Source organism: Rubrivivax gelatinosus IL144, from assembly GCF_000284255.1.
GTDB classification, from domain to species: domain Bacteria; phylum Pseudomonadota; class Gammaproteobacteria; order Burkholderiales; family Burkholderiaceae_C; genus Rubrivivax; species Rubrivivax gelatinosus_A.
The window spans coordinates 833,666-851,356 of sequence record NC_017075.1 but is presented as its reverse complement, the minus strand read 5'-3'; the positions used below and the strand labels follow the sequence as shown (position 1 = coordinate 851,356).

The window sequence follows — 17,691 nt, the reverse complement described above, 5'->3', positions numbered from 1 at the left end:
TCAGGAAGACTTGGCCACGGCGGCCGCCGACGCCGCCTTGGCGGGCGCGGATGCGGCTGCGGCCGGAGCTTGCGGGCGCTTGAGCGTCACGCGCATCGAGAAGTCGAAGAGGCGCGCGGGATCGCGGCTGTTCGACGCCGGCGTGCGCGCCTTGATCTCGATGAGCTCGGGGCGGTCCAGCCAGGGCGAGTTGTACAGCGTGTTGCGCAGGAACTCCGAAACCCGCTCGTTGGTCTGGGCCACGCCCGAGATCGCCACCGTCTCGCCGGTCTGGCGGATGCTCGTCAGGTAGATGCCCTCGGGCGTCTGCTTGACCAGCTCGTTGAGCAGGTAGACCGGGGTGTTGCGGTCGGTCTGCAGGTCTTCGACCGCCTTCTGGCGCGCCTTCAGCGCCTCGATGTCCGAGCGCAGCGTCGCGATGTCCTTGATCTCCTTGTCGAGGACGGCCGATCTTGGCTTTCAGGAACTCGTTGCGCTCGATCTGCGACGAGGTCATCTGCTGCAGCGCGGTGTACCAGACGCCGACGATGCCGACGCCGGCCAGCGCCGACAGCCCGAGCGTGGCGATGAAGGCCCGCTTGCGCTGGCGCCGCTTCTCCTCGCGATGCGGCAGCAGGTTGATGAGGATCACTGCATGAACCTCCGCATCGCCAGGCCGCAGGCCGTCAGGTACGACGGCGCTTCGCGGCGCACGCGGCTCTCGCGCACGGCCGAGCCGAGTTGCATGTTGTCGAACGGGTTCACGACCTGCGAGGCGAAGCCGGTGAGTTCGGTGACGCGGTCCTTCAGCCCGGGCAGCGTCGCGGTGCCGCCGGCCAGCATCACGTAGTGCACCTTGTGGTGCGGCGTGCTGGTGAAGAAGTACTGCAGCGCGCGGCCGATCTCCTGCGACAGGCTGTCGACGAAGGGCGCGAGGATCGCGCTCTCGTAGTCCTCGGGCAGGTCGCCGGTGAGCTTCTTGGCCTCGGCCTCCTCGAACGAGAAGCCGTACTGGCGGCTGATGAGCTGCGTGAGCTGCGAGCCGCCGAAGGCCTGGTCGCGGTCGTAGAGCATGTCGTCGTCGCGCAGCACCTTGAGGCTGGTGGTGTCGGCGCCGATCTCGAACAACGCCACCAGCGCGTCGCGGCCCTCGTTGGGCAGCGCGGCGACGACCCGGCTCATCGCCAGGCGCGAGGCGTGCGACTCGATGTCCAGCACCACCGGCTTCAGCCCGGCGGCTTCGGCCAGGCCCTGGCGGTCCTGGACGCGGTCCTTGCGGCTGGCGGCGATCAGCACCTCGACGTCACCGGCGGAGGTGGCGCTCGGGCCGATGACGCAGAAGTCGAGGCTCACCTCGTCGAGCGAGAACGGGATGTACTGGTTGGCCTCGGACTCGACCTGCAGCTCCATCTCCTCGTCGCGCAGGCCGGCCGGCAGCATGATCTTCTTCGTGATGACGGCCGACTGCGGCATCGCCATGACGACGTTCTTGCTGCGCGTGCCGCTCTTGGCGACGACGCGGCGAACGGCTTCGGCGACCTCGTCGAACTTCTCGATCTGGCCGTCGGTGATCCAGCCCTTCTCGAACGGTTCGCTGGCGAAGCGCTCGAGCACGAACTCGCCGGACGGCGCACGCCCCAGCTCGACGAGCTTGACGCTCGAGGAACTGATGTCCAGCCCGATCATGGGTGGGTGCTTGCGGCCCAGAAGATTGTCGAGAAAGCTCAAAGCTCACGCTCCCCAGGCAGGCGGGATCCAACCCGAGCTTGTTAAAGAGTTACTTGAATGCTAGCAGTAAAGCCTTTGTAAATCGCAGAGAAACGGGCGCAACTACTGCACGGACGGCGACGAATGACCGGCGCCGCTTTGCGGCTCCGCAACACCGCGATCGCGAGGGCCCGTGCCCGCCCGTGAGGAATGTCACGGGCGGCGACCCGGGAATCGCCGCCGGGCGCCCCTTCCTATAATCGGACCGACCTGTCCTCGGGATCCCCATGTCCTCTTCTGATCCCGCGCCCGAGCGCGCGCCGGCGCCTTCCGGTGGCGCATCCACCCCCCGCTCCCGTCGCTCCTTCGGCAGCCTGCTGCTGTTGATGCTGGCCTGGCTGGCCGGCCTGGCGGCGGCGGCCGTCGTCGGCGTCGTGCTCGTCGCCGGCGTCGCGCTGGCCGTCGCCTACCCGCAGCTGCCCGAGATCGCCAGCCTCACCGACTACCGCCCCAAGCTGCCGCTGCGCGTGTTCTCCAGCGACGGCGTGCTGCTCGGCGAGTTCGGCGAGGAGCGCCGCAACTTCACGCCGATCGCCCAGATCCCGCAGGTGATGAAGAACGCCGTGCTCGCCGCCGAGGACGCACGCTTCTATGAACACGGCGGCGTCGACTACAAGGGCGTGGCCCGCGCGGCCATCGAGAACCTGCGCGACGCGCGCAGCCAGGGCGCCTCGACGATCACGATGCAGGTGGCGCGCAACTTCTACCTGTCGACCGAGAAGACCTTCACGCGCAAGATCTACGAGATCCTGCTGGCGCTGAAGATCGAGCGCCAGCTCTCGAAGGACCAGATCCTCGAGGCCTACATGAACCAGATCTACCTGGGCCAGCGCGCGAACGGCTTCGCCGCGGCCTCGGAGATCTATTTCGGCAAGAAGCTCGCGGACGTCAACATCGCCGAGGCGGCGATGCTCGCCGGCCTGCCCAAGGCGCCGTCGGCCTACAACCCGATCGCCAACCCCAAGCGCGCGACGCTGCGCCAGCGCTACATCATCGAGCGCATGTTCGAGAACGGCTTCATCACCGAGGCCGAACACGACGCCGCGCTCGAGCAGAAGCTGCACTACCGCACGCCCAGCGACGTCGCGGTGCATGCCGAATACGTCGCCGAGCAGGTGCGCCAGCTGGTCTTCGCCCAGTACGGCGAGGAGACCTACACCCGCGGCCTCAACGCCTGGGTGACGATCGACTCGGCCCAGCAGATGGCAGCCTACCGCGCGCTGCGCCGCGGCCTGATGGACTACGAGCTCAAGCGCGTCTACCGCGGCCCCGAGGCCTACATCGACCTGCCGGCCGACCCGGCGCTGGTCGACGCACGGGTGGCCGAGGCACTGTCGGACCATCCGGACAACGACGACCTGCGCAGCGCCGTCGTGCTCGAAGCCGCGCCGCGCAAGGTCGTGGCGATGCTGCAGTCGGGCGACACGATCACCGTCACCGGCGACGGGCTGAAGCCGGTGACCTCGGGCCTGTCGGACAAGGCAGGCCCGAAGACCGAGATCCGCCGCGGCGCCGTCGTGCGTGCGCTGCAGGACGCCAAGGGCAACTGGGCGCTGACCCAGCTGCCCGAGGTCGAGGGTGCGCTGGTCGCCGTCGACCCGCGCACCGGCGCGCTGCGCGCGATGGTCGGCGGTTTCGACTTCGGCAAGAACAAGTTCAACCACGTGACCCAGGCCTGGCGCCAGCCGGGTTCGTCGTTCAAGCCCTTCATCTACTCGGCGGCGCTGGAGAAGGGCTTCACGCCGGCCACCGTCGTCAACGACGCGCCGCTGTTCTTCGACGCCAGCGTCACCGGCAGCCAGCCCTGGGAGCCGAAGAACTACGACGGCAAGTTCGAAGGCCCGATGACGCTGCAGACGGCGCTGGCCAAGTCCAAGAACATGGTCTCGATCCGCATCCTGCAGTCGATCGGCGCGCCCTACGCCCAGCAGTGGGCGACACGCTTCGGCTTCGAGGCCGAGCGCCACCCGGCCTACCTGACGATGGCCCTGGGCGCCGGTTCGGTAACGCCGCTGCAGATGGCCACCGCCTACGGCGTCTTCGCCAACGGCGGCTACCGCGTCACGCCGGTGCTCGTCACGCGCATCACCGACGTCAAGGGCCGCGTGCTACAGGAAACGCATCTGAAGCCGCGCGACGAGTCGATGCGCGTGCTCGACGAGCGCAACGCCTTCGTGATGGGCACGCTGCTGCAGAACGTCGCGCGCGCCGGCACCGCCGCGCGCGCCCAGGCGACCCTGAAGCGCCCCGACCTGTTCGGCAAGACCGGCACGACCAACGACTCGATGGACGCCTGGTTCGCCGGCTACCAGCCGACGCTGGTGGCGGTGGTCTGGATCGGCTACGACACGCCGAAGAAGCTCGGCGACCGCGAGACCGGCGGCGGCCGCGCGCTGCCGGTGTGGATCGAATACATGCAGACCGCGCTGCGCGGCGTGCCGGTGTTCGAGCCGCTGGCGCCGCCGGGCGTGGTGCAGGCCGAAGGCGTCTGGATGTACGAGGAGAACCGCAACGGCGCCGGCGTTTCCAGCGTCGGCCTGGGCGACGCCGTGCCTCAGGCGCCGACCAGCGAGGAACGCAAGACGATCCTCGACCTGTTCAACCGCTGAGCGCCGGCCGCGCCCGGCGGGCGGCTCAGAAAACGACGGGCTTGCCGGCCTGGGTGCTGGCGTGCTCGCTCAGTGCGGCGAAGAACTCGCTGCCGTCGCGCGTGTCGGCCCAGCGGCCGTCGACCCAGCGGTAGTGGAAGCCGCCGCCACGCGCCGCCAGCCAAAGCTCCTGCAGCGGCGGCTGGGTGTTGACGACGATCTTGCTGCCGTTGGGGAAGGACAGCTCCAGCAGGCCGCCGGTGCGCGTGGTGTCGATGTCGACGACGTCCTGCTGCAGCAGGCGGTCGGCGGTGGCCTCGATGCGCGCCAGCGCCTCCTGGGCCAGGCGGTGGTACTCGGCGTCGGTCAGGACCGTGCTCATAGAATCTTCCCGAAATGCGTCAAACCTCTCGGAACAGTGTAGTGCGCGGCGCCGCGGCGCTCGTGGCGGCCCTCGCCCTGACCCTGACGGCCGGATGTGGCCAGAAGGGCCCGCTGAAGCTGCCGGCGCCGGCCGGCGCGGCCTCGGGAGCGGCGAAGTGACGCTGCCCGGCCACCCCCACCTGGCGCGCGACGCCCAGGGCGAGCTGCGGCTGGAAGGCCATTCGCTCGCCGACCTGGCGCGCCGCCACGGCACGCCGCTGTACGTCTACTCGCGCGCGGCGATGCTCGACGCGCTGGCGGGTTACCAGCGTGCGCTCGAAGGCCTGCCGCACCTGATCTGCTACGCGATGAAGGCGAACTCCAACCTCGCCGTGCTGCAGACCTTCGCACGCGCCGGCTGCGGCTTCGACATCGTCTCCGGCGGCGAGCTGGAACGTGTGCTGGCCGCCGGAGCCGAGCCTTCAAAGATCGTGTTCTCCGGTGTCGGCAAGACCGCCGCCGAGATGCGCCGCGCGCTCGAGGTCGGCGTGCACTGCTTCAACGTCGAGAGCCTGGGCGAACTCGAACGGCTGGCCGAGGTCGCCGCAGCGATGGGCCGGCGCGCGCCGGTCAGCCTGCGCGTCAACCCCGACGTCGACGCCGGCACCCACCCCTACATCTCGACCGGGCTGAAGGACAACAAGTTCGGCATCCCGCACGACGAAGCGCTGGCCGCCTACCGGCGCGCCGCCGCGCTGCCCTCGCTGCAGGTCATCGGCATCGACTGCCACATCGGCTCGCAGATCACGCAGCTCGAGCCCTATCTCGACGCGCTCGGCCGCTTGCTCGACCTGGTCGAGGCGGTGGAGGCCGAGGGCATCGCGCTGGCCCACGTCGACGTCGGCGGCGGCCTGGGCATCACCTACACCGACGAGGCCCCGCCCGCGCCCGAGACGCTGGTGCGCGCCCTGGCCGAGCTGATGCGCGCGCGCGGCCACGGCCACCGCGAGCTGATCGTCGAGCCCGGGCGCTCGCTGGTCGGCAACGCCGGCGTGCTGCTGGCCGAGGTGCAGTACCTGAAGCCCGGCGAGACGAAGAACTTCTGCATCGTCGACGCGGCGATGAACGACCTGGTGCGCCCGGCGATGTACGAGGCCTGGATGGCGATCGAGCCCTGCCGGCCGAGCGCCGGCACCGCGGCGGCCACCTGGGACGTCGTCGGCCCGGTCTGCGAATCGGGCGACTGGCTGGGCCGCGACCGCAGGCTGGCCGTGGCGCCGGGCGACATCGTCGCCGTGCTGTCCGCCGGCGCCTACGGCATGGCGATGGCCGGCAACTACAACAGCCGGCCGCGCGCCGCCGAGATCATGCTCGACGGCGACGCCGTGCACGTCGTGCGCGAGCGCGAGGACGCCCGGGCGCTGTTCGCGCTGGAACGCCTGCTCGACTAGATCCGCCCTTCCTCGACGGCGTGGCAGGCCGTGCGGCCGCCGCTGCCGTCGTCGCGCAGCAGCGGGCGCTCGACAGCGCAGCGCGACGCGGCGTGCGGGCAGCGCGGGTGGAAGGCGCAGCCGGTCGGCGGCGCCAGCGGGTTGGGCACTTCGCCGCGCACCGGCGTGCGCGCGCGGCCGCTCATGGAAACGTCGGGGATCGCGTCGAGCAGCAGCCGCGTGTACGGGTGGCGCGGCGCGGCGAACAGCGCACGCTTGGGCGCCTGCTCGACCAGCCGCCCCAGGTACATCACGCCGACGGCATCGGCGACGTGGCGCACGACGGCCAGGTTGTGCGAGATGAAGAGATAGGAGAGCCCGCGCTCGCGCTGCAGGTCCTTCATCAGGTTCAGCACCTGGGCCTGCACCGAGACGTCGAGGGCCGAGGTCGGCTCGTCGCAGACCAGGAACTCGGGCTCGGTGGCCAGCGCGCGCGCGATCGAGATGCGCTGGCGCTGGCCGCCGGAGAACTGGTGCGGGTACTTGGCGGCGTCGGCCGCCGCCAGGCCGACCGACTGCAGCAGCGCGGCGACACGCGCCTGCAGCTCGGCGCCGCGCGCCAGCCGGCGCTCGACCAGCGGCTCGGCGACGATGTCCTGCACCGTCCAGCGCGGGTTGAGGCTGGCGTAGGGGTCCTGGAAGATCATCTGCAGCCGCTGCCGCGCCGCCGCGTCCAGCGGCCGGCCGTCGAACTGCAGCGTGCCGGCGCTGGGCTCGTACAGCCCGACCAGCAGCCGCGCCACCGTGCTCTTGCCGCAGCCCGACTCGCCGACCAGCGCCAGCGTCGTGCCGCGTTCGATGTCGAAGGACACGCCGTCGACGGCGTGCACCACCTGGCGCGGCTTGCCGCCGACGACGCGCTCCAGCCAGGGCGGCGAGACGTCGAAACGTTTGGCCAGCTCGCGCACCTGCACCAGCGCCGTCATGCCGCCTCCTCGTCAGCGGCGACCAGCCAGCAGGCGGCGCGGGTCGTGCCCGCCGCCATCAACTCGGGCCGTTCGCTGCGGCAGCGTGCGAACGTGTGTTCGCAGCGCGGGTGGAAGGCGCAGCCGGCGGGGATCGCCCCCAGCCGCGGCATCGCGCCGTCGATCTGCGCCAGGCGCTCGCGCTCGACGTCCATCGCCGGGATCGAGCCCATCAGCCCGACCGTGTACGGATGGCGGGCGCGGTGGATGACCTCGGCCACCGGGCCGATCTCGGCGATGCGGCCGGCGTACATCACGGCGACGCGGTCGCAGGTCTCGGCGATGACGCCCATGTCGTGCGTGACCAGCATCACCGCCGCGCCGTGTTCGCGGCAGACGCGTTTGAGCAGCGTGATGATCTGGGCCTGGATCGAGACGTCCAGCGCCGTCGTCGGCTCGTCGGCGACGATCAGCTTGGGCTCGGCGGCCAGCGCCAGCGCGATGACGACCCGCTGGCGCATGCCGCCGGAGAACTGGTGCGGGTAGTGCTCGAAACGTTCGCGCGCCGCCGGGATGCCGGTCTCCTCCAGCAGCCGGATCGCACGCGCCCTCGCCTCCTCGGCCGACACCGGCAGATGGGTGCGGATCGTCTCGACGAGTTGCCGACCCACCGTGTACAGCGGGTTCAGCGAGGTCAGCGGGTCCTGGAAGACGGCGCCGATCGAGCGCCCGCGCAGCCGGCGCATCGCCTCGTGCGGCAGGTTGTCGATGCGCCGTCCTTCGAGGCGGATCTCACCGCCGGCGACGCGCCCCGGCGGCTCCAGCAGACCGATGATGGCCGCGCCGGTCAGCGACTTGCCGGCACCGGACTCGCCGACGACGCCGAGGATCTCGCCGGCGCGGATGTCGAAGGAGATGTCGTCCAGCGCCAGCAGCGTGCCGCGGCGCGTCGGGAACTCGACGCTCAAGCGCCGGACTTCGAGCAGCGGGGCGTCCATCAGCGCAGCCTCGGGTTCAGCGCGTCACGCAGCCAGTCGCCGAGCAGGTTCACCGACAGCGCGATCAGCACCAGCATCAGGCCCGGGAAGATCGTGATCCACCATTCGCCCGAGAACAGGAAGTCGTTGCCGACGCGGATCAGCGTGCCCAGCGACGGCGAGGTCGGCGGCACGCCGACGCCAAGGAAGGACAGCGTCGCCTCGGTGAGGATGGCGGTGGCGACCTGGATCGTCGCCAGCACCAGCACCGGCCCCATCACGTTGGGCAGCACGTGGCGGCGCATGATGCGCAGCGAGGGCACGCCGATGATGCGCGCCGCCTGCACGTACTCCTTCTGGCGCTCGACCATCGTCGAGCCGCGCACCGTGCGTGCGTATCGCACCCAGTCGGTCAGCGCGATCGCCAGGATCAGCACGCCGAAAGCCAGCGTCTCGTGGGCCTGCGGGAACAGCGCCCGGCCGACGCCGTCGATCAAGAGCGCGACGAGGATCGCCGGGAACGACAGCATCACGTCGCAGACGCGCATGATGAAGGCGTCGGTGCGGCCGCCGACGAAGCCGGCCAGCAGACCCAGGCCCACGCCCAGCACCAGCGACAGCAGCACCGAGGCCAGGCCGACGAGCAGCGAGATGCGCGCGCCGTACATCAGCGCCGACAGGATGTCGCGACCCTGGTCGTCGGTGCCCAGCAGGTACTTGGTGCTGCCGCCGTCGATCCAGGCCGGCGGCAGGCGCGAGTCCATCAGGTCCAGCGTCGTCAGGTCGAAGGGGTCCTGCGGCGAGACCCAGCCGGCGAACAGCGCGCAGAAGACGCAGGCCGCGGCGATGAGCGCCGCGAGGATCGCCGTCGGCGAGCGCTTGAAGCTGTGCCAGACGTCGCCGTCGAGGAAACGCGCGAGGCGGCCGGGCGGCTTGGGCAGGGAGGTGTCGGGAACGGGCGCCATCGCGGGTTCAGTGGGCGGCGGCGGCGCGCTCGATGCGCAGCCGCGGGTCGACGACGAAGTACAGCAGGTCGACGACGAGGTTGATCAGCACGAAGATCAGCGCGATCAGGCAGAGGTAGGCCGCCATCACCGGGATGTCGGCGAACTGCACCGCCTGGATGAACAGCAGCCCCATGCCGGGCCACTGGAAGACGGTCTCGGTGATGATCGCGAAGGCGATCAGCGAGCCCAGCTGCAGCCCGGTGATCGTGATCACCGGCACCAGGGTGTTCTTCAGCGCATGGCCGAAGTGCACGGCGCGGTCGCTGAGGCCGCGGGCGCGCGCGAACTTGATGTAGTCGCTGCGCAGCACCTCCAGCATCTCGGCGCGCACCAGGCGCAGGATCAGCGCCAGCTGGAACACCGACAGCGTCACCGCCGGCAGCACCAGGTGCTTCAGGCCGTCGACCGTCAGCAGCCCGGTGCTCCAGCCGCCCAGCGCGACGACCTCGCCACGGCCGAAGCTGGGGAACCAGTGCAGCTGCACCGCGAAGACCAGGATCAGCAGGATGCCGATGAGGAAGGTCGGCAGCGACACGCCCAGCAGCGACAGCGTCATCACCAGCTGCGCGCCGGCGCTGCCGCGGCGCAGCGCGGCGTAGACGCCCAGCGGGATGCCCAGCGCCAGCGCCAGCACGGCCGCCACCAGCGACAGCTCCAGCGTCGCCGGGAACCGTTCGGCGATCAGCGCCGAGACCTGTCGCCCCTGGCGCAGGCTGAGGCCGAACTCGCCCTGCACGGCGTTGGCGACGAAGTGCGCGAACTGCACGACGAAGCTCTGGTCCAGCCCGAGGTCGCGGCGCAGTTGGGCCCGCTGCTCCTGCGTCGCGTCCTGGCCCACCAGGTTGAGCACCGGGTCGCCGACGTACTGGAACAGCATGAAGGCGATGAACGCCACCGCCAGCATCACGACGAGAGCCTGGGCGAGCCGGCGGAGGACGAAGACGAGCATCGAGGGCGGCGGGGTGCGCGCGGCAAAAGCTGGCGATGATGCGCAAAAGCCGTGCCCGGGCAAAGCGTAAAGACCTCATGTCGACCTGCGCGCCCCCCGGGGCCGGGTGGTCTGCGGCGCCCCGGCCGCGGCGCTATGCTGCGCTGCATGAGCACCGTCGACCGCCTTCTCGTCAGCGCCGACAACGCGCTGCGCACCCTGTCCGGCGCCGTGCACGCCGGCCGTGCCAACCCCGCCGGCCCGCGCACCGACGCCGAACCGCCGGCCGAGGACGAGCGCCGGCTGTCGGCCGCGCTGATGCGCGTGAACCACGTCGGCGAGGTCTGCGCCCAGGCGCTGTACCAGGCCCAGGCGCTGACCGCGCGCAGCCCCGAGCTGCGCGAGCAGATGGCGGCCGCGGCACGCGAGGAAAGCGACCACCTCGCCTGGACCCAGCAGCGCCTGGACGAGCTCGGCGACCGGCCCAGCCTGCTGAACCCGCTGTGGTACGCCGGCGCCTTCGCCATCGGTCTGGCCGCCGGCCGGCTGGGCGACCGCGTCAGCCTGGGCTTCGTCGTCGAAACCGAGCGTCAGGTCGAGCAGCACCTCGCCGGCCACCTCGACCGGCTGCCGGCGGGCGACGAACGTTCGCGCGCCATCGTCGAGCAGATGAAGGACGACGAGCGCCGCCACGCCGACGGCGCCGAGGACGCCGGCGGCATCCCGCTGCCGATGCCGGTGCGGCTGGCGATGCGCGCGGCGGCCAAGGTGATGACCGTCACCGCGCACCGCGTCTGATCAGCCCTCGACGATCTCGAAGCCGGTCGTGATCTCGGCCGTGCGGCCGAGCATGATCGTCGCCGAGCAGTACTTCTCGTGCGACAGCGCGATCGCGCGCTCCACCGCCTGCGCCGGCAGGCCGCGGCCGGTGACGACGAAGTGCAGGTGGATCTTGGTGAACACCTTCGGCTCGGTGGCCGCACGTTCGGCCTGCAGCTTGACCTGGCAGCCGCGCACGTCGTGGCGGCCGCGCTTCAAGATCAGCACGACGTCGTAGGCGGTGCAGCCGCCGGCACCGGCGAGCAGCGTTTCCATCGGCCGCGGGGCCAGGTTGCGGCCGCCGCCGTCGGGCGCACCGTCCATGGTCAGCAGATGGCCGCTGCCGGTCTCGGCGACGAAGCCCATGCCCGAGGCCGGGATCCAGTTGATCGTGCATTCCATGGCTTGAAACTCCGTGCGCGGCGCGAAAAGGCGTGCATTGTGCGCAGGTCCGGCGCGGGCGTCGCCGAAGCTTGCGTCAGGTCGGCATGCAGTCCAGTCGGGATATTGCACCGCAGCAAGGCGGTGGTAGACTGCCGCCCATCGGTCGTTGACGGCTTCCAGCCTCCGACCCACCGGTTGTCTCCTCCACCTCCTCCAATGGTGGATTCAGGCCCGGGGCCGCAAGGTCCCGGGCTTCTTTTCTTCCGGGAGCCGCCGTCCGGCCGCGTCGTATGATGCTGGCCCCTGTCCCGGCTATGCGTGCACCCCGTCTGCCCGCCGTCCCGATGTCCGCTCCCGAAACCGACGTCGCGAGCATCGCGGCCGGCTACCTGAAGAAGATCCTCACCGCCCGCGTCTACGACGTCGCCGTCGAGTCCCCGCTGACGCCGGCCAAGAGCCTGTCGCGCCGCCTGGCCAACACGGTGCTGCTGAAGCGCGAGGACCGCCAGCCGGTGTTCAGCTTCAAGCTGCGCGGCGCCTACAACAAGATGGCGCAGCTCTCGCCCGAGGCGCTGGCGCGCGGCGTCATCTGCGCCTCGGCCGGCAACCACGCCCAGGGTGTGGCGCTGTCGGCGCGCAAGCTGGGCTGCCGCGCCGTCGTCGTGATGCCGGTGACGACGCCGCGGCTCAAGGTCGATGCGGTGGCCGCGCTCGGCGGCGAGGTCGTGCTGCACGGCGACAGCTATTCCGACGCCTACGCCCACGCCGTCGAGCTGCAGGCCGCTCAGGGCCTGAGCTTCGTGCACCCCTTCGACGACCCCGACGTCATCGCCGGCCAGGGCACGATCGCGATGGAGATCCTGCGCCAGCACCAGGGCCCGATCGACGCCGTCTTCGTCGCCATCGGCGGCGGCGGCCTGATCTCGGGCGTGGCCGCCTACCTGAAGGCGGTGCGTCCGGAGATCAAGGTCATCGGCGTGCAAACCGCCGACAGCGACGCGATGCTGCGCTCGGTGCGCGCCGGCCACCGCGTGACGCTCGACGACGTCGGCCTCTTCTCCGACGGCACCGCGGTCAAGCTCGTCGGCGAGGAGACCTTCCGCGTCGCCAGCGCGCTGGTCGACGACTACGTCGTCGTCGACACCGACGCCGTCTGCGCGGCGATCAAGGACGTCTTCCAGGACACGCGCAGCATCGTCGAGCCGGCCGGCGCGCTGGGCGTGGCGGCGATCAAGCAGTACGTGCACGAGCACAAGCTGAAGGGCCAGACCTTCGTCTCGATCACCTGCGGCGCGAACATGAACTTCGACCGCCTGCGCTTCGTCGCCGAGCGGGCCGAGCTCGGCGAGCAGCGCGAGGCGCTGTTCGCGGTCACGATCCCCGAGGAGCGCGGCTCGTTCCGCCGCTTCTGCAGCCTGATCGGCCCGCGTGCGGTGACCGAGTTCAACTACCGCATCAGCGACGAGCGCCAGGCCCACGTCTTCGTCGGCGTCGCGATCGCACGCCACGACGAGGCCGCGCGCATCGCCGCCAACTTCGAGCGCCACGGCTTCCCCACCGTCGACCTGACCGACGACGAGCTCGCCAAGGAGCACGTGCGCCACATGGTCGGCGGGCGCAGCGAGCTGGCGCGCGACGAGCGCCTGTTCCGCTTCGTCTTCCCCGAGCGCCCGGGCGCGCTGATGCGTTTCCTCGACGCGCTGCACCCGGACTGGAACATCAGCCTGTTCCACTACCGCAACCAGGGCGCCGACTACGGCCGCATCCTGGTCGGCATGCAGGTGCCGGCCGGCGAGGACGCGGAGTTCGGCCGCTTCCTGCAGACACTCGCCTACCCCTGCGTCGAGGAAAGCGACAACCCCGTCTATCGGCTGTTCCTGCGCTGACAGCCCGGCGCCTACACTGAAGGCGCCATGGACCACAGCCGTTCGCTCGTCGCGCCGACCGCCGATCCGCCGCTGGAACGCGCGCTGCGCGACAAGCTCGCGCGCCGCAACGACGACAGCGGCAGCCTCGGCGAGCTCGAGCCGCTGGCGCTGCGCATCGGCCTGATGCAGGGCTCGCTGAAGCCGCGTTTCCACGAGCCGCAGCTGCTGATCTTCGCCGCCGACCACGGCCTCGCGGTCGACGGCCTGCACGGCGCGCTGCGCTACACCACCGACGAACTCGTGCGCCGCCTGCTCGCCGGGCGGCTGCCGTTGGCGGTGTTCGCGCGCGCCGGCGACCTGGCGCTGACCGTCGTCGACTGCGGCGTCGCCGACACGCTGCCGGCCCACGAGCGCCTGCTGGCGCGCAAGATCGCGCACGGCACGCGCAACCCGCGTGTCGCCGCGGCGATGTCGGTGCCGCAGGCCCACGCCGCGATGCGCGCCGGCATGGAGATCGGCGACCAGCTGCGCGGCAACCTGACGGTCTGCGCCGGCCTGGGCGTCGGCTCGCAGGAGAGCGCGGCGCTGCTGCTGTCGCGCATCACCGAGCTGCCGCTGCGGGCGCTGCTCGAGACCGGGCCGCTGATGTCGCCCGAGGAGCTCGCCCACCAGCTCGCCGTCTCGCAGGCGGCGCTCGCCCGCCACCGCGAGGTCGCCGAGCCGGTGGAGCTGCTGGCCGCGCTGGGCGGCTTCGAGGTCGCGGTGATGGTCGGCGTGATGCTGATGGCCGCCAGCAAGCGCCAGCTGCTGATGATCGACGGCCTGGCGGCCTGTGCCGCGCTGGCGATGGCCACACGCATCGCGCCGCCGGTGCTGGACTACTGCGTCTTCAGCCGCAGCCGCGAGCACCGCGGCCTGGACCTGGTGCACAAGCACTTCCGCGCCGCGGTCCTGCCCGATCTGGGCCTGGACGGCCTGGACGGCACCGGCGCCGTACTCGGCTGGCCGCTGGTGCGCAGCGCCGCGGCGCTGCTGACCGAAGTCGCCGAAGGCGAGGAAGCGGGTCCGACGCGCCCGGGGCCGTTCGACGACGGCGACGAAGGCTTCCCCTCGACCCTGGGGTACTGAACCCCGCGCCCGAGGGGGCGTCTATTCGGACTGGACTTCCGGCTCGGCGGATTCGTCGGCGTTGCCGGGCTGGCCGGCCATCGGCACGCGGCCCGGCATGCCCGGACGCAGCCCGCCCTGAGGCAGGGCGCCGCCCGGCAGCGCGAGCGCCCGGGCCGGCGGCTGCGCGGCCGCGCCCGGCGCGGGCAGGCGGCCGGTGCTCGCCGGCGGCGGCGTCGACAGGTCCAGCGACACGGTGGCTTCGCCGCCGCGCGGGCCCAGCAGCACCTCGCGCTGGCGCACCGACTGCACGACGGTGTCGCCGTCGACGGCGGTGCCGACGCGGTAGGCCTTGGGCGACTTGCCGTCGACGGCGATCAGCGCCACGCCGTCGCTCTCGGCGCTGCGCGAGGCGACGACGCCCAGCAGCGCGAAACGCGAACTCTCGGGCGACTCCACCGGCCCCGCGTCCTGCGGCGCGGCGCCGAGCACGCGCGACAGGTCGCCGCGCAGCGCGGCCGCGGCCGCGACCACCGTCGCCTGCGGCGCGGGAGCCGGCTTCACGAGCCTCAGGGCCCAGTAGACGGCGCTGGCGGCGACCACCGCCCAGACACCGAACGCCCACCAACGTGTCGTCATGCGCCGATTATGATTGACCGAACCCTCTGCAAGGCCCCGCCTTCCGCCTCCCATGATCTCCCCTTCCCGTTCGCGCCGCCGCGGTTTCACGCTGATCGAGCTGATGGTCGTGCTGGTGATCCTCGGCGTGCTGGCGGCGCTCATCGTGCCCAACGTTCTCAACCGTGCCGATGACGCCCGCGTGACCGCAGCCCGCACCGACATCCACAACCTGATGCAGGCGCTGAAGCTCTACAAGCTGGACAACCAGCGCTTCCCGACGACCGAGCAGGGCCTGGACGCGCTGGTGCACAAGCCGACCGCCGCGCCGCAGCCGCCGAACTGGAAGCCCTACCTCGACAAGCTGCCCAACGACCCCTGGGGCCACGCGTACCAGTACCTGAACCCGGGCGTGAAGGGCGAGATCGACGTCTTCAGCTACGGTGCGGACGGACAGGCCGGCGGCGAAGGCAACGATGCCGACCTGGGCTCCTGGCAGTAGCCTGCGCACGCCCCGTCGCCCGCGCGGCTTCACGCTGATCGAGGTGATGGTCGTGATGGCCATCGTCGCGATCGGCATCGGCCTGGCGACACTCGCCATCCGCGACCCGGCCGGCACCCGGCTCGAACTCGACGCCGCACGCCTGGCCACGCTGCTGGAGACCGCGCGCACCGAGGCGCGCACCGGCCGCCTGGCGGTGGCCTGGATCCCGACGAACGACCCGCAGCGCGACCCCTTCGTCTTCGCCGGCCTGCCGCCCGGCCAGGCGCTGCCCACGCGCTGGCTCGACGCCGAGGTCAGCGCCCAGATCGTCGGCGCCAACCGGGTGGTGCTCGGCCCCGAGGCCATCCTGCCGCCGCAGCGCATCGTGCTGCGCCTGGACGACCGCCGGCTCGAGGTCGCCAGCGACGGCCTGTCGGCCTTCGCCGTCGTGCCGCCGGCCGAGGCGCCATGAGACACGCCCGCGGCTTCACGCTGATCGAGGTGCTGGTCGCGGTGGCCATCGTCGCCATCGCGCTGGCCGCCGGCCTGCGTGCCGGCGGGGCGCTGACCGACAACGCCCAGCGCCTGGCCGACGTCAGCGCCGCGCAGTGGTGCGCCGAGAACCGGCTCGTCGCGCTGCGCCTGGCGCACCAGCTGCCCGGCATCGGCGACAACGACTTCGAGTGCGAGCAGCTCGGCCGCCAGTACCGGGGCGTGGTCCAGATCCGGCCGACGCCGAACCCGAACTTCCGCCGCGTCGACGCCCGCGTCAGCGACCCCGAAGGGCGGCCGCTGCTGACGCTGTCGACGGTCGTCTCGCGCTACTGACGATGGCCCGCGCCCCGCGCCGCCCACGCGGCTTCACGCTCGTCGAGGTGCTGGTCGCGCTGGCGATCATGGCCGTGCTCGCCGGCCTGGCCTGGCGCGGCATCGACGGCCTGGTGCGCGCCCGCGAGGCGACGACCCAGGCCGTCGACCGCGCCGCGCGCCTGAACACCATCCTGTCGCAATGGCAGCAGGACCTGGAGTCGGTGCAGGACACCGGCGCGGCACCGGCGCTGCAGTTCGACGGCCGCCACCTGCGCATGACGCGGCGCGCCGAAGGCGGCATCGCGGTCGTCGTCTGGACGCTGGCCGACGGCGTCTGGCAGCGCTGGGCGAGCCCGCCGACGACGCACATGCAGGCGCTGCAGCAGGCCTGGCTGCGCAGCCAGCAGCTGCTGGGCACCGAGCCGCAGCAGGTGCGGCTGCTCGACGGCATCAGCGACTGGCAGCTCTACTACTACCGCGGCAACGCCTGGTCCAACGCCCAGTCCAGCGCCGGCACGGCCAACACCCCGACCGGCACGGACCTGCCCGACGCCGTGCGCCTGGTGATCGACACCGCCACCGGCCGCCTGACGCGCGACCTGATGCTCGGAGGCGGCACGTGAGCCGCGCGCGCGGGCGCCAGCGCGGCGCGGCCCTGCTGCTGGCGATGCTGATCCTGACGCTGGTGGCGACGCTGGCCGCCGGCATGGCCTGGCAGCAGACGCGCGCCGTGCAGATCGAGGCCGCCGAACGCGCCTCGGTCCAGGCGCAGTGGATTCTCGACGCCTCGCTCGACTGGGCGCGGCTGATCCTGCGCGAGGACGGCCGCACCGGCAGCATCGACCATCTGGGCGAGCCCTGGGCGACGCCGCTGGCCGAGGCGCGGCTGTCGAGTTTTCTCGCCGCCGACCGCGACAACACCGACTCCGGCGGGCCCGAGGCCTTCATCTCGGGGGCCATCAGCGACGCGCAGGCGAAGTACAACCTGCGCAACCTCATCGACTCGAACGGCAAGATCTCGCAGGTGGAGCTCAAGGCACTGCAGCGCCTGTGCGAAGCCGCGGGCGTGCCCACCGACACGCCGGCGCGGCTGGCGCAGGGCCTGGCGCTGGCCTGGGCCGGCGAGAGCGGCGACGAGCGCAGCGACGTGCCGCTGGCGCCCAAGCGGGTCGCCGATCTCGCCTGGCTGGGCCTGGACCCGGCCACCGTCGCCCGCCTCGCGCCCTTCGTCACGCTGCTGCCGACCTCGACGCCGGTCAACGCCAACACCGCGCCGCGCGAGGTGCTGATCGCGGCGATCGACGGCCTGGACCTGGGCAGCGCCGAGCGCCTGGTGCAGACGCGCCAGCGCAGCCCCTTCGACAGCCTGGAGGCGGTGAAGGCGCTGCTGCCGCAAGGCGTCGTCGCACCGGTGGCCAGCCGGCTGTCGGTCAGCAGCAGCTACTTCGAGGTGCACGGCCGCTTGCGGCTCGAAGAGCGCATCGTCGAGGAAGAGTCGCTGGTCGAGCGCCGCGGCGCCGACAAGGGCCGCGATGTCGTCACGCTGCGCCGCGAGCGGCATCCCCTCTACGTTCCGCAACAGTGAGCCCGCCACAAT

At 71.6% G+C, this 17,691-nt stretch carries 19 protein-coding genes and 1 pseudogene; 11 read left to right on the top strand and 9 right to left on the bottom strand.

All coding sequences use genetic code 11. The features are described from left to right. Positions 1-631: pseudogene (locus RGE_RS24985) on the bottom strand (PilN domain-containing protein). Next, positions 628-1,665 (bottom strand): pilus assembly protein PilM, encoded by a 1,038-nt coding sequence (locus RGE_RS04005; RefSeq protein ID WP_050985448.1) that lies wholly within the window; start codon positions 1,663-1,665, stop codon positions 628-630. Before RGE_RS04005 ends, RGE_RS24985 begins: the two are co-directional and overlap by 4 nt. A gap of 308 nt (positions 1,666-1,973) precedes the next feature. On the opposite strand from RGE_RS04005, the gene RGE_RS04000 reads away from it, so the two are divergent. Continuing rightward, on the top strand, positions 1,974-4,355 hold the full coding sequence (locus tag RGE_RS04000; protein WP_043783792.1) for a penicillin-binding protein 1A: 2,382 nt from the start codon (positions 1,974-1,976) through the stop codon (positions 4,353-4,355). Between the two features lie 25 nt (positions 4,356-4,380). On the opposite strand, the gene cyaY is transcribed toward RGE_RS04000, so the two are convergent. Continuing rightward, positions 4,381-4,704 (bottom strand): iron donor protein CyaY, encoded by a 324-nt coding sequence (gene cyaY, locus RGE_RS03995; protein WP_043784657.1) that lies wholly within the window; start codon positions 4,702-4,704, stop codon positions 4,381-4,383. Between the two features lie 26 nt (positions 4,705-4,730). Here cyaY and lptM point away from each other — a divergent pair, with 26 nt between their 5' ends. Both lptM and lysA read left to right on the top strand, forming a co-directional pair. Next, on the top strand, positions 4,731-4,877 hold the full coding sequence (gene lptM / locus RGE_RS23935) for an LPS translocon maturation chaperone LptM (RefSeq protein ID WP_232504986.1): 147 nt from the start codon (positions 4,731-4,733) through the stop codon (positions 4,875-4,877). Further along, positions 4,874-6,148 carry a diaminopimelate decarboxylase gene (gene lysA / locus RGE_RS03990; RefSeq protein ID WP_014427030.1) on the top strand — a complete coding sequence of 425 codons (1,275 nt, stop codon included), beginning with the start codon at positions 4,874-4,876 and terminating at the stop codon, positions 6,146-6,148. The genes lptM and lysA overlap by 4 nt, the downstream gene beginning before the upstream one ends. On the opposite strand, the gene RGE_RS03985 is transcribed toward lysA, so the two are convergent. Genes RGE_RS03985 through RGE_RS03970 form a run of 4 tightly spaced genes read right to left on the bottom strand, consistent with a single transcriptional unit; the run spans position 6,145 to position 10,025 of the window. Then, entirely contained in the window at positions 6,145-7,113 is a 969-nt protein-coding gene (locus tag RGE_RS03985) for an ABC transporter ATP-binding protein (protein ID WP_014427029.1), read from the bottom strand. The two genes, lysA and RGE_RS03985, sit on opposite strands and share 4 nt — an antisense overlap. Beyond that, positions 7,110-8,090 carry an ABC transporter ATP-binding protein gene (locus RGE_RS03980; protein ID WP_014427028.1) on the bottom strand — a complete coding sequence of 327 codons (981 nt, stop codon included), beginning with the start codon at positions 8,088-8,090 and terminating at the stop codon, positions 7,110-7,112. Before RGE_RS03980 ends, RGE_RS03985 begins: the two co-directional genes overlap by 4 nt. Further along, positions 8,090-9,034, bottom strand: coding sequence for an ABC transporter permease (locus RGE_RS03975; RefSeq protein ID WP_014427027.1), 945 nt, complete (start codon positions 9,032-9,034; stop codon positions 8,090-8,092). The genes RGE_RS03980 and RGE_RS03975 overlap by 1 nt, the downstream gene beginning before the upstream one ends. A gap of 7 nt (positions 9,035-9,041) precedes the next feature. After that, positions 9,042-10,025, bottom strand: coding sequence for an ABC transporter permease (locus tag RGE_RS03970; protein ID WP_014427026.1), 984 nt, complete (start codon positions 10,023-10,025; stop codon positions 9,042-9,044). Between the two features lie 135 nt (positions 10,026-10,160). On the opposite strand from RGE_RS03970, the gene coq7 reads away from it, so the two are divergent. Beyond that, complete coding sequence (coq7, locus tag RGE_RS03965; protein ID WP_014427025.1) at positions 10,161-10,802, top strand: 2-polyprenyl-3-methyl-6-methoxy-1,4-benzoquinone monooxygenase; 642 nt, start codon at positions 10,161-10,163, stop codon at positions 10,800-10,802. Here coq7 and RGE_RS03960 read toward each other — a convergent pair whose 3' ends face one another. Further along, on the bottom strand, positions 10,803-11,225 hold the full coding sequence (locus RGE_RS03960; protein WP_014427024.1) for an OsmC family protein: 423 nt from the start codon (positions 11,223-11,225) through the stop codon (positions 10,803-10,805). 326 nt (positions 11,226-11,551) lie between these two features. On the opposite strand from RGE_RS03960, the gene ilvA reads away from it, so the two are divergent. Both ilvA and RGE_RS03950 read left to right on the top strand, forming a co-directional pair. Beyond that, positions 11,552-13,093: a threonine ammonia-lyase, biosynthetic gene (gene ilvA / locus RGE_RS03955; RefSeq protein ID WP_014427023.1), complete on the top strand. Its 1,542-nt coding sequence runs from the start codon at positions 11,552-11,554 to the stop codon at positions 13,091-13,093. Between the two features lie 27 nt (positions 13,094-13,120). Further along, complete coding sequence (locus RGE_RS03950) at positions 13,121-14,203, top strand: nicotinate-nucleotide--dimethylbenzimidazole phosphoribosyltransferase (RefSeq protein WP_014427022.1); 1,083 nt, start codon at positions 13,121-13,123, stop codon at positions 14,201-14,203. Between the two features lie 21 nt (positions 14,204-14,224). On the opposite strand, the gene RGE_RS03945 is transcribed toward RGE_RS03950, so the two are convergent. Beyond that, positions 14,225-14,821 carry a type II secretion system protein N gene (locus tag RGE_RS03945; protein ID WP_014427021.1) on the bottom strand — a complete coding sequence of 199 codons (597 nt, stop codon included), beginning with the start codon at positions 14,819-14,821 and terminating at the stop codon, positions 14,225-14,227. A 52-nt stretch (positions 14,822-14,873) separates the two neighbouring features. Here RGE_RS03945 and gspG point away from each other — a divergent pair, with 52 nt between their 5' ends. From gspG to gspK, 5 genes are read left to right on the top strand one after another with little or no spacing between them, the layout of a single operon-like run. Further along, positions 14,874-15,302, top strand: coding sequence for a type II secretion system major pseudopilin GspG (gene gspG, locus RGE_RS03940; protein WP_014427020.1), 429 nt, complete (start codon positions 14,874-14,876; stop codon positions 15,300-15,302). Beyond that, positions 15,277-15,756, top strand: coding sequence for a prepilin-type N-terminal cleavage/methylation domain-containing protein (locus RGE_RS03935; protein WP_014427019.1), 480 nt, complete (start codon positions 15,277-15,279; stop codon positions 15,754-15,756). The genes gspG and RGE_RS03935 overlap by 26 nt, the downstream gene beginning before the upstream one ends. Further along, positions 15,753-16,112 carry a type II secretion system minor pseudopilin GspI gene (gene gspI / locus RGE_RS03930; protein ID WP_014427018.1) on the top strand — a complete coding sequence of 120 codons (360 nt, stop codon included), beginning with the start codon at positions 15,753-15,755 and terminating at the stop codon, positions 16,110-16,112. The genes RGE_RS03935 and gspI overlap by 4 nt, the downstream gene beginning before the upstream one ends. A 2-nt stretch (positions 16,113-16,114) precedes the next feature. Beyond that, entirely contained in the window at positions 16,115-16,717 is a 603-nt protein-coding gene (locus tag RGE_RS03925; RefSeq protein WP_014427017.1) for a prepilin-type N-terminal cleavage/methylation domain-containing protein, read from the top strand. Continuing rightward, complete coding sequence (gene gspK, locus RGE_RS03920; protein WP_014427016.1) at positions 16,714-17,679, top strand: type II secretion system minor pseudopilin GspK; 966 nt, start codon at positions 16,714-16,716, stop codon at positions 17,677-17,679. Before RGE_RS03925 ends, gspK begins: the two co-directional genes overlap by 4 nt. Positions 17,680-17,691 lie beyond the last annotated feature (12 nt).

Coding starts and splice junctions, on each gene's coding strand:
- RGE_RS04000 (WP_043783792.1), top strand. CDS start 1,974: ATGTCCTCTTCTGATCCCGCGCCCGAGCGCGCGCCGGCGCCTTCCGGT.
- coq7 (WP_014427025.1), top strand. CDS start 10,161: ATGCTGCGCTGCATGAGCACCGTCGACCGCCTTCTCGTCAGCGCCGAC.
- RGE_RS03975 (WP_014427027.1), bottom strand. CDS start 9,034: ATGGCGCCCGTTCCCGACACCTCCCTGCCCAAGCCGCCCGGCCGCCTC.
- gspG (WP_014427020.1), top strand. CDS start 14,874: ATGATCTCCCCTTCCCGTTCGCGCCGCCGCGGTTTCACGCTGATCGAG.
- RGE_RS03925 (WP_014427017.1), top strand. CDS start 16,115: ATGGCCCGCGCCCCGCGCCGCCCACGCGGCTTCACGCTCGTCGAGGTG.
- lptM (WP_232504986.1), top strand. CDS start 4,731: ATGCGTCAAACCTCTCGGAACAGTGTAGTGCGCGGCGCCGCGGCGCTC.
- RGE_RS03950 (WP_014427022.1), top strand. CDS start 13,121: ATGGACCACAGCCGTTCGCTCGTCGCGCCGACCGCCGATCCGCCGCTG.
- gspI (WP_014427018.1), top strand. CDS start 15,753: ATGAGACACGCCCGCGGCTTCACGCTGATCGAGGTGCTGGTCGCGGTG.
- ilvA (WP_014427023.1), top strand. CDS start 11,552: ATGTCCGCTCCCGAAACCGACGTCGCGAGCATCGCGGCCGGCTACCTG.
- RGE_RS04005 (WP_050985448.1), bottom strand. CDS start 1,665: ATGATCGGGCTGGACATCAGTTCCTCGAGCGTCAAGCTCGTCGAGCTG.
- RGE_RS03960 (WP_014427024.1), bottom strand. CDS start 11,225: ATGGAATGCACGATCAACTGGATCCCGGCCTCGGGCATGGGCTTCGTC.
- RGE_RS03945 (WP_014427021.1), bottom strand. CDS start 14,821: ATGACGACACGTTGGTGGGCGTTCGGTGTCTGGGCGGTGGTCGCCGCC.
- RGE_RS03935 (WP_014427019.1), top strand. CDS start 15,277: ATGCCGACCTGGGCTCCTGGCAGTAGCCTGCGCACGCCCCGTCGCCCG.
- RGE_RS03980 (WP_014427028.1), bottom strand. CDS start 8,090: ATGGACGCCCCGCTGCTCGAAGTCCGGCGCTTGAGCGTCGAGTTCCCG.
- RGE_RS03985 (WP_014427029.1), bottom strand. CDS start 7,113: ATGACGGCGCTGGTGCAGGTGCGCGAGCTGGCCAAACGTTTCGACGTC.
- RGE_RS03970 (WP_014427026.1), bottom strand. CDS start 10,025: ATGCTCGTCTTCGTCCTCCGCCGGCTCGCCCAGGCTCTCGTCGTGATG.